The organism is Pseudomonas sp. LB3P93 (assembly GCF_054898025.1).
This window is the reverse complement of record NZ_CM142713.1, coordinates 5,040,916-5,053,981: the sequence shown is the minus strand read 5'-3', so window position 1 is coordinate 5,053,981 and position 13,066 is coordinate 5,040,916. Positions and strand designations below refer to the sequence as shown.

The 13,066-nt window shown below is 59.9% G+C and carries 11 protein-coding genes and 1 tRNA gene; 3 read left to right on the top strand and 9 right to left on the bottom strand.

What is annotated here, in order from left to right:
• The first annotated feature begins 1 nt into the window (after position 1).
• The 3 genes from queC to nadA all read left to right on the top strand — a co-directional run bounded on the left by queC (position 2) and on the right by nadA (position 2,164).
• Entirely contained in the window at positions 2-694 is a 693-nt protein-coding gene (gene queC, locus ACYZT8_RS22980) for a 7-cyano-7-deazaguanine synthase QueC (protein WP_461976183.1), read from the top strand.
• Between the two features lie 63 nt (positions 695-757).
• Positions 758-833: transfer RNA gene (locus ACYZT8_RS22975), tRNA-Lys, on the top strand.
• A 272-nt stretch (positions 834-1,105) separates the two neighbouring features.
• Positions 1,106-2,164: a quinolinate synthase NadA gene (gene nadA / locus ACYZT8_RS22970; protein ID WP_461976181.1), complete on the top strand. Its 1,059-nt coding sequence runs from the start codon at positions 1,106-1,108 to the stop codon at positions 2,162-2,164.
• Positions 2,165-2,295: 131 nt separating this feature from the next.
• Here nadA and ACYZT8_RS22965 read toward each other — a convergent pair whose 3' ends face one another.
• The 9 genes from ACYZT8_RS22965 to arcC all read right to left on the bottom strand — a co-directional run bounded on the left by ACYZT8_RS22965 (position 2,296) and on the right by arcC (position 12,964).
• Positions 2,296-2,784: an RDD family protein gene (locus ACYZT8_RS22965; protein ID WP_461976179.1), complete on the bottom strand. Its 489-nt coding sequence runs from the start codon at positions 2,782-2,784 to the stop codon at positions 2,296-2,298.
• 95 nt (positions 2,785-2,879) lie between these two features.
• A complete protein-coding gene (locus ACYZT8_RS22960) occupies positions 2,880-3,092 on the bottom strand; it encodes a cold-shock protein (protein WP_007934683.1) in 213 nt (70 codons plus the stop codon).
• Between the two features lie 402 nt (positions 3,093-3,494).
• Positions 3,495-4,619, bottom strand: coding sequence for a glycine cleavage system aminomethyltransferase GcvT (gene gcvT / locus ACYZT8_RS22955; RefSeq protein WP_461976177.1), 1,125 nt, complete (start codon positions 4,617-4,619; stop codon positions 3,495-3,497).
• A 37-nt stretch (positions 4,620-4,656) separates the two neighbouring features.
• Complete coding sequence (locus ACYZT8_RS22950; protein WP_461976175.1) at positions 4,657-6,033, bottom strand: L-serine ammonia-lyase; 1,377 nt, start codon at positions 6,031-6,033, stop codon at positions 4,657-4,659.
• A gap of 201 nt (positions 6,034-6,234) precedes the next feature.
• Positions 6,235-9,087 (bottom strand): aminomethyl-transferring glycine dehydrogenase, encoded by a 2,853-nt coding sequence (gene gcvP / locus ACYZT8_RS22945; protein WP_461976173.1) that lies wholly within the window; start codon positions 9,085-9,087, stop codon positions 6,235-6,237.
• 12 nt (positions 9,088-9,099) lie between these two features.
• Positions 9,100-9,483, bottom strand: a complete 384-nt coding sequence (gcvH, locus tag ACYZT8_RS22940) for a glycine cleavage system protein GcvH (protein WP_461976171.1) — start codon at positions 9,481-9,483, stop codon at positions 9,100-9,102.
• 443 nt (positions 9,484-9,926) lie between these two features.
• Positions 9,927-11,435, bottom strand: a complete 1,509-nt coding sequence (locus ACYZT8_RS22935) for a sigma-54-dependent transcriptional regulator (protein WP_461976169.1) — start codon at positions 11,433-11,435, stop codon at positions 9,927-9,929.
• A 224-nt stretch (positions 11,436-11,659) separates the two neighbouring features.
• Positions 11,660-12,022, bottom strand: a complete 363-nt coding sequence (locus tag ACYZT8_RS22930; protein ID WP_461976167.1) for a DUF5064 family protein — start codon at positions 12,020-12,022, stop codon at positions 11,660-11,662.
• A 12-nt stretch (positions 12,023-12,034) separates the two neighbouring features.
• Positions 12,035-12,964, bottom strand: coding sequence for a carbamate kinase (gene arcC / locus ACYZT8_RS22925; protein ID WP_461976165.1), 930 nt, complete (start codon positions 12,962-12,964; stop codon positions 12,035-12,037).
• Between the last annotated feature and the right edge of the window lie 102 nt (positions 12,965-13,066).

The following is a 13,066-nucleotide window of genomic DNA, read 5'->3' as shown; positions in this document are numbered from 1 at the left end:
GATGACTGAACAACTGAACACTGCTGAAAAACGTGCGGTCATCCTGCTGTCCGGCGGTCTCGACTCCGCGACGGTCGTGGCGATGGCCCGCGCAGAAGGCTACAGCTGCTACACCATGAGCTTCGATTACGGCCAACGCTCACACGCCGAGTTGCACGCCGCCGAACGTGTTGCCCGGGATTTGGGTGTGGTGGAACACAAGGTGATCGGCCTGAACCTGAACGGTATCGGCGGTTCGGCACTGACCGACACCAGCATCGACGTGCCGGAAGTGGCGGGCGAAGGTATTCCAGTGACTTACGTGCCGGCGCGCAACACGGTGTTTCTGTCCCTGGCGCTGGGTTGGGCTGAAGTGCTCGGCGCGCGTGACATCTTTATCGGCGTTAACGCAGTGGATTATTCCGGTTACCCGGACTGCCGTCCCGAGTTCATCGAGTCCTTCGAGCGCATGGCCAATCTGGCGACAAAGGCCGGTGTAGAGGGTAATGGCTTCCGTATCCAGGCGCCATTGCAGAACCTCAGCAAGGCGCAGATTGTCCAGGCAGGGGTGAAGCTGGGGGTCGATTATGGACTGACCGTTTCCTGCTATCAGGCCGACGATAAAGGCTACGCATGCGGCAAATGCGACAGCTGCCGACTGCGTGCAGAAGGCTTTGCAGCGGCCGGAGTGAGCGACCCAACCCCTTATTTTTGATTTATTTCAAATTAGGTGTTGAATAGTCCTTAAAAATCAGTATTATACGCGCCACCACACAGCGGGTCGTTAGCTCAGTTGGTAGAGCAGTTGGCTTTTAACCAATTGGTCGTAGGTTCGAATCCCACACGACCCACCATTTTTGTAGCAGTTTTAAAAGTCTGGAAGGCCCACGCAAGTGAGGATTTCCGGATTTTTTTTTGCCCGCGATTTGAGCTCGGCTCAGCGCGGGGTTGCACCGCGTGACGCAGGTCAGAATCATCTTTTGCATCCCTCGGATATTCTGTAGCCTTGCGCATCTTCAACGCTGTCCGTGCCTGATGATACTCACTCTCCCGGCGGTACCCTGAAGGGTCCGGAGCCGGGTGTATACTCGACTTTCGCGCGAAAGCGCCTGCAGGTCTTGCGAACATGACGCAGATTTCCGAACGCCTTCTGGTTCAAGCCCACCTCGACGCCAAGCAGCCCAAGCCGCTGACTGTCGAGGAGGAAGCTTTTTACCGTACCGCCATCGCTGCCGAGCTCAAGGCTCATGACGCGGTGCTGGTTGCTCACTTCTATTGCGATCCGGTGATTCAGGCCTTGGCCGAAGAAACCGGTGGATGCGTCTCCGACTCGCTGGAGATGGCCCGCTTCGGCAGTGCTCACCCGGCCAAGACCGTTCTGGTCGCCGGTGTGAAGTTCATGGGCGAAACCGCCAAAATCCTCAATCCTGAAAAACGCATTCTGATGCCGACCCTGGAAGCGACTTGCTCGCTGGACCTGGGGTGCCCGGTGGATGAGTTCTCGGCGTTCTGCGATCAGCATCCGGAGCGTACGGTGGTGGTGTATGCCAACACCTCGGCGGCGGTCAAAGCCCGTGCGGATTGGGTAGTGACGTCCAGCTGCGCGCTGGAGATCGTCGAAAGCCTGATGGATAACGGCGAGACCATCATCTGGGGTCCGGACAAACACCTGGGCACCTACATCCAGCGCCAGACGGGCGCGGACATGCTGCTGTGGGACGGTGCCTGCATCGTTCACGAGGAGTTCAAGTCCAAGCAGCTCGAAGACATGAAGGCGCTGTACCCGGACGCAGCCATTCTGGTGCACCCGGAGTCGCCGACCTCGGTGATCGAGCTGGCGGATGCCGTGGGTTCCACCAGTCAGTTGATTGCGGCGGCGCAGAGCCTGCCGAACAAAACCCTGATCGTGGCCACCGATCGCGGCATTTTCTACAAGATGCAGCAGCTGTGCCCGGACAAGGTCTTCATCGAAGCCCCAACGGCCGGTAACGGCGCAGCGTGCCGCAGTTGCGCACATTGCCCGTGGATGGCGATGAATACCCTTGAGCGCACGCTGAAGTGCTTGAAGGAAGGGACGAACGAGATCTTTGTGGATCCGGCGCTGATTCCGCAGGCTATTCGGCCGTTGAAGCGGATGCTTGATTTCACTCAGGCTGCGCGGATGAAGTTGGCCGGGAACGCCTGATACTTACAGTGGCGAGAGCTGTTGTGGCGAGGGAGCTTGCTCCCGTTCGGTTGCGCAGCAGCCGTATTTGGGGGCGCTTCGCACCCCAGCGGGAGCAAGCTCCCTCGCCACAGTGATTTGCATAGCCTGTGTTATTTGGTCTTCTTCGGGATGCGGACAAGCTGGGTATTCGAGTACATGTCATGCCAGCTGCGTTTCTGTTTGTCGAACAGCGACCAGAAGAACCCAAGCCCAACACACAACAGCGAAGCGATCGACACCACAAAGCGCAGCAACGCCTGCCACAAGCTGATCGACGAGCCATCAGCGTTCTGCACGCGAATGCACCACACCTGCATGCCCAGGGTCTGACCGGACCAGGTCCAGAATTTGGCGAAGAAACCAAACAGCACAAATAACAGCACCGTCGACAGCAACGGATCACCATCCAGTGCACCGGCTTCGGTCAGGGTGCGCATTTTGTCTTCGCCGATGATCGCCATCTGGATCATCTTGTAAACGCCGCTGGTGACGATCAGCAGGGCGGTACACAACAGGAAGTCATAGAACATCGCTGCCAGACGACGACCCAGGGTGGCGGCGGGGAACTCGCCCTCGGGTTTGAGCAGGTGTTTCGACATGGCAGCCTCTGGGCGGAAAAAGAAGCCATTTTACGGATTTACGCACACAAAAAAGCCCCTGATGTCAGCATCAGGGGCTTTTTCGTTACAGAAGATTAGCCTTCTGCTTGTACTTCGTCAGCCTGCATGCCTTTCTGGCCTTGCACAGCAACGAACGTCACTTTCTGGCCTTCTTTCAGGCTCTTGAAGCCGTTGCCCTGAATAGCGCGGAAATGCACGAACAGATCCGGACCGCTTTCTGGAGTGATAAAACCAAAACCTTTCTCGTCGTTAAACCACTTGACGGTACCGCTCTGACGTTGGGACATTTCTTATTTCCTATGACGCAAAATTAATGACAGCCTCCTTCTTGTGAAAGAGTACTGGGGCTGGTTGCAGGAGAGTAAGAAGACGTCGAACGGGATGTAGCTAACTTGTAGGCTACTGCCCAGGTCACGATTCCAAGCGACCCATGCAAACACAGTGAACAAACTCTACGCCAACTACGGGAGAAAAAACAAGCCCTGTGAGAGGCCCGGTTTTGCTCAGGTTGATGGCAGTAGTGTGTCCACTAGTGCTGGCTTATTCGATAGGGTTGTTCAATTGTTTTCGAACGTTATAAGCAACGTTCATAATCGAAGCTTGCCGATAAGGTATGCACTATTTTATGGCGGTTGCGTTACACATTAGTGCACTGTTAACGCAACCGCGTTACTTATAGAAACAGTCAATCAACCGCGATAGTAGCGTTGTGCAACAAATGGCATTTTGCTTACAAGCAAAGGCACCTTTTTCCCACGAACAATCGCCCATACGGGGGTGTCGATCGCGATGTAAGCGCTGTCGAGGTAACCCATGGCCAATGGAGCGCCGAGGGTTGGGCCGAAACCACCGCTGCACACGGCACCGATGATGTCGCCCGCTTCGTTGACGATTTCTGCGCCTTCACGCACTGGCGTACGTTCCTGAGGCAGCAGGCCCACACGCTTGCGGCTGACACCGGCTTGTTGCTGAGCGAACACAGTCTCGGCGCCAGGGAAACCACCGGCCCGTGCGCCATCGGCACGACGTGGCTTGGAGATGGCCCACAGCAGGCTGGCTTCGATCGGGGTGGTCTCGGTGTTCATGTCGTGGCCATAGAGGCACAGGCCGGCTTCAAGGCGCAGCGAATCGCGAGCGCCAAGGCCGATGGCCGCCACTTCAGGTTCGGCCAGCAAGGCGCGAGCCAGGGCTTCGGCGTTGGCAGCCGGTACGGAGATTTCGAAACCGTCTTCACCGGTGTAGCCCGAACGGCTGACAAAGCACTCGACACCCACCAGTTTCACGCGGGTGAACTGCATGAAGGTCATCTTCGCCACTTCAGGCGCCAGGCGCGCGAGCACGGTGACCGCGGCCGGACCTTGCAGGGCCAGCAGCGCACGTTCTTCGAACAGCGGCTCGATGGTGCACTGGTCGCCGATGTGCTTTTGCAGGTGCGCCAGGTCTTGATCCTTGCAGGCGGCGTTGACCACCAGGAACAGTTCGTCGTTACCCAGGTTCGCGACCATCAGGTCGTCAAGGATGCCACCGGTTTCGTTGGTGAACATCGCATAGCGCTGCATGCCCACCGGCAGGTCGATGATGTCCACCGGTACCAATGTCTCCAGGGCCTTGGCGGCATTGGCGCCGGTCAGGCGGATCTGGCCCATGTGCGAGACATCGAACAGCCCGGCCTGATCACGGGTGTGCTGGTGCTCTTTCATCACGCCCAGCGGGTATTGCACCGGCATGTCGTAGCCGGCGAACGGCACCATGCGCGCACCGAGTTCGATGTGCAGTGCGTGCAGCGGGGTTTTCAGCAATTGTTCGGTGGACATATTCAGCTCCTGAAAAGTGTGCGGATGCGCGTGAGCATCAGCACTCGATAATGTTGACCGCCAAACCGCCACGGGCGGTTTCCTTGTATTTGCTTTTCATGTCGGCGCCGGTCTGGCGCATGGTGCGGATGACCTTGTCGAGGGAGACGAAGTGCTGACCGTCGCCGCGCAGGGCCATGCGTACCGCATTGATGGCTTTCACCGAGCCCATGGCGTTGCGCTCGATGCAAGGCACTTGCACCAGCCCGCCAATCGGGTCGCAGGTCAGGCCGAGGTTGTGTTCCATGCCGATTTCTGCAGCGTTTTCCACTTGCTGCACCGTGCCGCCGAGTACCTCACACAAGGCACCGGCCGCCATGGAGCAGGCCACGCCGACTTCACCCTGACAGCCAACTTCGGCGCCGGAGATCGAGGCGTTTTCCTTGTAGAGAATGCCGATCGCGGCGGCGGTCAGGAGAAAGCGGACGACGCCGTCTTCGTTGGCGCCGGGGATGAAGCGCATGTAGTAATGCAGCACCGCCGGGACGATGCCCGCGGCACCGTTGGTGGGCGCAGTGACCACGCGTCCGCCGTTGGCGTTTTCTTCGTTGACCGCCAGGGCGTACAGGTTGACCCAGTCCAGCACCGACAGCGGATCGCGCAATGACGATTCCGGGTTTTTGCACAGTTGCCGATGCAACGCGGCGGCCCGACGTTTGACCTTCAGGCCGCCAGGAAGGATCCCTTCATTGCGGCAACCGGCGGCGACGCAGTCCTGCATCACTTGCCAGATGTTCAGCAGGCCGGCGCGGGTTTCCGCTTCCGGGCGCCAGGCGCTTTCGTTGGTCAGCATCACCTGGCTGATGGACAAGCCGTAAGTGGCGCAATGACCGAGAAGGTCCTTGGCGCTTTTGAACGGGAAGGTCAGCGGCGTGGCGTCTTCGACAATGCGGTCGGCGCCGGCGGCGTCTTCATCGACCACGAATCCGCCGCCGACCGAATAGTACTCGCGGCTGCGAACCTGCAGGCCGGCAGCATCGAACGCGCGGAAGATCATGCCGTTGGGGTGATAGGGCAATGGTTTGCGGATCATCGCCAGGTGTTCTTTCTCGTTGAACGCAATGCTGTGTTCGCCGAGCAGGTTCAAGCGACCATTGCCGCGAATCTCCAAGAGACGGGCGGCGACGGTTTCGGTGTTCACGGTGTCCGGGTGTTCGCCTTCCAGGCCGAGCAACACGGCTTTGTCGCTGCCGTGGCCTTTGCCGGTGGCGCCGAGTGAGCCGTAGAGCTCGACTTTGACGCAGGTGGTGGCCGCCAACAGCCCTTCACGGCGCAAGCCTTCGGCGAAACGCGCGGCTGCGCGCATCGGGCCGACGGTGTGAGAACTGGAGGGGCCGATGCCAATCTTGAACAGGTCGAACACGCTTAACGACATGGTTGTTCTCCGGTTTCTTGTTATAGGAATGGCGGAATATCAGGCTTGGTGTATTCCCCTGTGGGAGCTGGCCTGCCAGCGATGGCAGTGTGTCAGGCAACAGAAATGGAGATTGATCCACCGCTATCGCTGGCAGGCCAGCTCCCACAGGGTTTTGTGGTGTTCTGGAAAAAGGGGCAGGTAAACCCGCCCCTCATCCCTTTAAGCGTAGCTTTCGATCGACGGGCAAGCGCAAACCAGGTTGCGATCGCCGAAGACGTTGTCGACACGACCGACCGGTGGCCAGTATTTGCCTTCTATCAACGACGCAACCGGGTACACCGCTTGCTCACGGCTATACGGATGCGTCCACTCGCCAACGATTTCCGCCGCGGTGTGCGGAGCGTTCTTCAGTGGGTTGTCGTCCTTGTCCAGGGTGCCGTTTTCCACCGCGCGGATTTCTTCGCGGATGCGGATCATGGCATCGCAGAAGCGGTCCAGTTCTTCCTTAGATTCGCTTTCGGTCGGCTCGATCATCAGCGTGCCGGCCACCGGGAAGGACATGGTCGGCGCATGGAAACCGAAGTCGATCAGGCGCTTGGCGACGTCATCGACGCTGATGCCGCTGCTGTCTTTCAATGGGCGCAGGTCGAGAATGCACTCGTGTGCCACAAGACCGTTGCTGCCGGTGTAGAGCACTGGGTAATGCTCTTCGAGGCGACGGGAAATGTAGTTGGCATTGAGGATCGCCAGTTGCGAAGCGCGCTTGAGACCCGCGCCGCCCATCATCCGAATGTACATCCAGGTGATCGGCAAAATGCTCGCGCTGCCGAACGGTGCTGCGCAGACCGCGCCTTCCTTGCGTTCCATCTGGGCGTGGCCCGGCAGGAACGGGGTCAGGTGCGATTTCACGCCAATCGGGCCGACGCCCGGGCCGCCACCGCCGTGCGGAATGCAGAAAGTTTTGTGCAGGTTCAGGTGCGACACGTCGCCGCCAAACTTGCCCGGCGCGCAGAGGCCGACCATCGCGTTCATGTTCGCGCCGTCGATGTACACCTGGCCGCCGTGGTCATGAATGATGCCGCAGATTTCGCGGATGCCTTCTTCGAACACGCCGTGGGTCGACGGGTAGGTGATCATCAGCGCCGCGAGGTGTTCGCGGTGCTCGATGGCCTTGGCGCGCAGGTCTTCGATGTCAACGTTGCCGCGGGCATCGCAAGCCGTTACGACCACACGCATGCCGGCCATGTTGGCGGTGGCCGGGTTGGTGCCGTGGGCGGAGGACGGGATCAGGCAGATGTCGCGACGGTCTTCGCCACGGCTCTGGTGATAGGCGCGAATGGCCAACAGGCCTGCGTATTCGCCTTGGGAACCGGCGTTCGGCTGCAGCGAGATCGCGTCGTAACCGGTCGCGGCGCAGAGCATCGCTTCCAGTTCGTCGGTCAGTTGCTGGTAGCCGGCGCTTTGCTCGGTCGGGGCGAACGGGTGCAGGGCACCGAATTCAGCCCAGGTCACCGGGATCATTTCGCTGGCGGCGTTGAGTTTCATGGTGCACGAACCCAGTGGGATCATGGTGCGATCCAGCGCCAGGTCCTTGTCGGCGAGCTTGCGCAGGTAGCGCATCAGCTCGGTTTCCGAGTGATAACGGTTGAACACCGGGTGGCTGAGGATTGGCGACTGGCGAACCAGCGCGGCCGGGAGGGTGCTGACCACGGAAGCGGCGAGGGCGGCGAAGTCCGGCAGCGACTTGCCGTCGGCCAGCAGAGCCCACAGGTTTTCCACGTCAGCTTGCGATGTGGTTTCGTCGAGGGACAGGCCCAGACGTTCAGCATCGACGACGCGCAGGTTGATCTGCTGGGCGCGAGCCTGGTCGTGCAGCTTGGCGGTGTTAGCGCCGGTCTTGATCGTCAGGGTGTCGAAGAAGCTTTCCTGCTCGACGTTCAGACCGATTGCTTTCAGGCCTTGAGCCAGAATCGCAGTCAGGTGATGCACGCGGTTGGCGATCTGCGTCAGGCCTTTCGGACCGTGATACACAGCGTACATGCTTGCGATGTTAGCCAGCAGCACTTGGGCGGTGCAGATGTTGCTGGTGGCCTTCTCGCGGCGGATGTGTTGCTCGCGGGTCTGCATGGCCAGGCGCAGGGCCGGCTTGCCGAAACGGTCCACGGAGACGCCGACCAGACGGCCTGGCATGTCGCGCTTGAACGCATCTTTAGTGGAGAAGTAGGCCGCGTGCGGGCCACCGAAGCCCAGCGGCACACCGAAACGTTGCGCGCTGCCGATGGCGACGTCGGCGCCGAACTCACCCGGTGGGGTCAGCACGGTCAGGGCCAGCAGGTCCGCAGCAACTGCGACCAGCGCGTTGGCGGCGTGGAAGCGTTCGGTCAGGGCGCGGTAGTCGAACACGTCGCCGTTGCTTGCCGGGTATTGCAGCAGGGCGCCGAAGAACGGCGTCACGTCAGTCAGTTCAAGCTCATCACCGACGACCACGTCGATGCCCAACGGCTCGGCACGGGTGCGCAGCACGTCGAGGGTTTGCGGGTGGCAATGCTCGGACGCGAAGAAGGCGTGGCTGCCCTTGTTCTTGCTCAGGCGTTTGCAGAAGGTCATGGCTTCGGCAGCGGCGGTGGCTTCGTCGAGCAGCGACGCGTTGGCAATCGGCAGACCGGTCAGGTCGCTGATCAGGGTCTGGAAGTTCAGCAGCGCTTCAAGACGGCCCTGGGAAATTTCCGGCTGGTAAGGGGTGTAAGCGGTGTACCAGGCCGGGTTTTCCAGCAGGTTGCGCAGAATCGGCGACGGCGTGTGGGTGCCGTAGTAGCCCTGGCCGATGTAAGTCTTGAACAGCTGATTTTTGCCGGCGATGGATTTGATCAAGGCCAGGGCATCAGCTTCGCTCAGGCCGTCTTCGAGGCCGAGCACGCTGGTGCCTTTGATGCTGTCGGGAATGACGCTGGCGCTCAGGGCTTCCAGCGAATCAAAGCCGAGGCTGTTGAGCATGGCTTGCTCGTCGCCGGAGCGCGGGCCGATGTGGCGGGCGATGAATTCGTTGGCGGTGGTCAGGTTTACTTGAGTCATTTTGATCGCTCCTCAGGCTTCAGCGTTGGCTTTGATCAGACGGTCGTAGGCGTCCTGATCCAGCAGTTTGGCGACAGCCGAGGCGTCGGTTGGCTGGAAGCGGAAGAACCAGCCTTCACCCATCGGGTCTTCGTTGACCAGTTCAGGGCTGCTGTCGAGTGCCGGGTTCACTTCCAGCACTTCACCGTCGAGTGGCATGTACACGCCACTGGCGGCTTTTACCGATTCCACGGTGGCGGCTTCGGCGCCTTTGTCGTAGGACTGCAGCTCAGGCAGTTGTACGAAAACCACGTCGCCCAGGGCGTTCTGTGCGAAAGCCGTGATGCCGACAGTAACGCTGCCGTCAGCTTCGGTGCGCAGCCATTCGTGATCTTCAGTAAAACGCAATTCGCTCATGGAAACTCCTAAGGGGGCCAGACTCGTCTGGTGGACGCGATTGAATGCTTGGGCAAAAGCCCTGCTTTATGGCGGGTTACTAAGCAAAATCGCGGCCAATGTTTTTTTATCGTTATAAATCAACTATTTAAGTTGTTTTGCGGCGGGTAGAGAATTGATGAGTGTAGCGAAATCGCTACAGTCGAAAGCAAAGAAAAAAGCCTAGGAGGATCAAAGCCTTGCACAGCGGAGATCGGGGGAGGGTGTAGCGATATCGTTCCGCTGTAGCGCTTTCAGTACAGATGGAGGTCGTTTTTGAAGAGAATTTCCTGACAAAACACAAAACCTGTGGGAGCCAGCCCTGCTGGCGATTAGGTTCAGTCAGTCGACATCTTTTTTGCCTGCCACACCGCAATCGCCAGCAGGCTGGCTCCCACAGGGGGGCACGGTGGGTTTGGGCGATTTCAGGGCTTGTTGGGAATGCCGTACTTGCGCAACCGATGGGCAATCGCGGTGTGGGAAGTTTGCAAGCGACTGGCCAGTTGCCGTGTCGAGGGATAGCTGACATACAGCTTTTCCAGCAAGGTCTTCTCAAACTCTTCCATCGCCTGCTCCAGGCTGTCGACGTCGCTGTCACTCTGGCGCGCCACGGAAGTGCCGGCGATGTCGAGGTCGCCGATGTCGACCAGGCTGCTTTCGCAGATCGCCGCCGCGCGGAAGATCACGTTCTGCAATTGCCGCACGTTGCCCGGCCAGCGGTTACCCAGCAACGCAGGATAGGTGCCCGGCGCCAGGCGACAGACCGGGCGTTGGATCTGTGCGCAAGCTTGCTGCATGAAATAGCGCGCCAGCAACAGGATGTCCTGGCCGCGTTCGCGCAGGGGCGGGACTTCGACATTCAGGACGTTGAGGCGATAGAACAGGTCTTCGCGGAACGCGCCTTCGCTGACCATTTTTTCCAGGTTGCGGTGAGTCGCGCTGAGGATCCGTACGTTGACCTTCACTTCGCGATCACCCCCGACCCGACGGAAGCTGCCGTCGTTGAGAAACCTCAGCAACTTCGCCTGCAAGTACGGCGACATCTCGCCGATCTCATCAAGAAACACCGTGCCCTGGTTCGCCAGTTCCATTAGCCCCGGTTTGCCACCCCGTTGCGCACCGGTGAAGGCGCCGGGGGCATAGCCGAACAGCTCGCTTTCGGCGAGGTTCTCCGGCAATGCCGCGCAGTTCAGCGCCAGGAACGGCGAACTGTGCCGGGCGCTGATGGCGTGGCAGGCGCGGGCAACGAGTTCCTTGCCAGTGCCGGTTTCGCCCTGGATCAACAATGGTGCATCCAGTGCCGCCACACGTTGGGCGCGTGCCTTGAGTGTACGTATCGCCGGGGACTCGCCCAGCAGCGCGTCGAACCCTTCGGCATGGTCGTGGTGCAGCGCCGAGAGGCGTTCGCCGATGCGGTTCGGTTGATACAGGGTCAGCAGGGCGCCGGCGTCGGTGATCGGCGTCGCGTCCAGCAGCAGGGTCTGGCCGTTGACGGTGATCTCGCGCAGCGGCAGGCGAAAGCCGTGTTCCAGCAGTGCGCCGAGCAACGCCGGGTCGGCAAACAGGTCGGCGACGCTTTCACCGGCCGGTTCACGACCATACAAAGCGATCAACGCCGGGTTGGCCAGCAACACCTTGCCGGCGCTGTCCAGGGCCAGCACCGGGTCGGTCATGGCGGCGAGCAGCGCATCGAGCTGCAAGTGCCGACGCTGGCCGGGCAGGATATCGACCACCGTCATCGCTTGCACGCCACGCACGCTGAGCAACGCATCGCGCAGCTCTTCGAGCACTTGCGGGCTCAGGGTCGGGGCGTCGATGTAAACGTTGGGCGGGACCATTTCCACCGCATCCAGATTGAGATTACGCCCACCGAGCAGGGCCAGGACTTCCTGGGTAATGCCGACGCGGTCGATGAAGCTGACGTGGATACGCATGGGGCGGTTTTTTAATCTGACGTGCGGAGGGTGGCAAGTATGCCTTGGGGCGGGCGAATGGTGAAATCCTGCGCAGGTCTTCAGGACGACACCGAACTCAATGTAGGAGCGAGACCGGCTTGCCGGCGATGGCGGAGTATCAGTCACCATCAATGTCGACTGATACTCCGCCATCGCGAGCAGGCTCGCTCCCACAGGTACAGCGTTCATCCAGGGGAATCGGGTTACTCGAAGTTCTCGAGGTTTACCGGGTCTCCGGATTTCATATCCAGCTGCTTGCGGATGTCTTCAAACATTAAATCGTAATGCTTGTGAACCGAGCCGATCTGGCTATGTGACTTCGGGATTCCGTATTTCTCGGCGATTTTTGTCACGTTGTTGGCGAAGTTGTAAGCCTCCGCCTTGGGCAAAAAGAAGGGCTCTGACATGTCCTTGCCCTGAATGCTGCCATGCATGGTGAACTGGATGCCTTTTTCCCCTTTGTCGTTCTTGCTGACCTCATAGTCGAGGTGCACGTTGTAGTTGACATCATCCGGGGTCAGCGCGTGGCGCTCGATGTGCAAGTGACCGGGCTCAAACGTTGCCATTGACGTTTCTCCTTACAAGTAAGTTATGCCAGGTGTCGCCGTGCTGATGCGGGTGCCGGCCTTGCCCTGGACGATCGCTTCGATGTCCGAGAGTGAACCGATCACCGCGGTTTTTCCAGTATGGCGGGCAAACTCGCAGGCAGCCTGCACCTTCGGTCCCATGGAGCCGGCCGCGAAGCCGAGTCTTTCCATTTCGTCGGGGTGGGCCTGGGCGATGGCTTTCTGGGTCGGTTTGCCGTAATCGATGAACGCCGCGTTGACGTCGGTGGCGATCACCAGCAGATCGCTTTCCAGCTGTTCGGCCAGCAGCGCCGAGCACAGGTCCTTGTCGATTACCGCTTCCACGCCTTGCAGCTTGCCGTGGGCGCCGTACATCGTCGGAATGCCGCCACCGCCGGCGCAGATCACGATGCTGCCTTTTTCCAGCAGCCATTTGATCGGACGGATTTCAAAGATGCGTTTCGGTCTCGGGCTGGCCACCACGCGGCGGTACTTGTCGCCGTCCGGGGCAATCGCCCAGCCTTTCTCGGCGGCGAGTTTTTCCGCTTCGGCCTTGGCGTAGACCGGGCCGATGGGTTTGGTGGGGTTCTGGAAGGCCGGGTCGTTGGCGTCGACTTCAACCTGGGTCAACAGGGTCGCGAACGGCACTTCGAAGTCCAGCAGGTTGCCCAGTTCCTGTTCGATGATGTAGCCGATCATGCCTTCGGTTTCGGCACCGAGCACGTCCAGCGGATATGGTGAAACCGAGGTGTAGGCGGCGGCTTGCAGCGACAGCAGGCCCACCTGCGGACCATTACCGTGGGCGATCACCAGTTCATTGCCGGCATGGATCTTGGCGATTTGTTCGGTGGCGATCCGGATGTTGGCGCGTTGATTGTCCGCGGTCATGGGTTCACCACGGCGGAGCAGGGCGTTACCGCCCAGAGCAACGACGATACGCATAATGCATTCCTTCTAAAAGAGCAGTAAGCGGGCAACTCGGTCTGTCGATGGAACCCTGACCCTGTGGGAGCGAGCCTGCTCGCGATGGAATCGCCGCGGTCT

Coding starts and splice junctions, on each gene's coding strand:
- ACYZT8_RS22950 (WP_461976175.1), bottom strand. CDS start 6,033: ATGTCGTTAAGCGTGTTCGACCTGTTCAAGATTGGCATCGGCCCCTCC.
- arcC (WP_461976165.1), bottom strand. CDS start 12,964: ATGCGTATCGTCGTTGCTCTGGGCGGTAACGCCCTGCTCCGCCGTGGT.
- ACYZT8_RS22960 (WP_007934683.1), bottom strand. CDS start 3,092: ATGTCCCAACGTCAGAGCGGTACCGTCAAGTGGTTTAACGACGAGAAA.
- queC (WP_461976183.1), top strand. CDS start 2: ATGACTGAACAACTGAACACTGCTGAAAAACGTGCGGTCATCCTGCTG.
- gcvH (WP_461976171.1), bottom strand. CDS start 9,483: ATGAGCGAATTGCGTTTTACTGAAGATCACGAATGGCTGCGCACCGAA.
- gcvP (WP_461976173.1), bottom strand. CDS start 9,087: ATGACTCAAGTAAACCTGACCACCGCCAACGAATTCATCGCCCGCCAC.
- ACYZT8_RS22935 (WP_461976169.1), bottom strand. CDS start 11,435: ATGCGTATCCACGTCAGCTTCATCGACCGCGTCGGCATTACCCAGGAA.
- gcvT (WP_461976177.1), bottom strand. CDS start 4,619: ATGTCCACCGAACAATTGCTGAAAACCCCGCTGCACGCACTGCACATC.
- nadA (WP_461976181.1), top strand. CDS start 1,106: ATGACGCAGATTTCCGAACGCCTTCTGGTTCAAGCCCACCTCGACGCC.
- ACYZT8_RS22965 (WP_461976179.1), bottom strand. CDS start 2,784: ATGTCGAAACACCTGCTCAAACCCGAGGGCGAGTTCCCCGCCGCCACC.
- ACYZT8_RS22930 (WP_461976167.1), bottom strand. CDS start 12,022: ATGGCAACGTTTGAGCCCGGTCACTTGCACATCGAGCGCCACGCGCTG.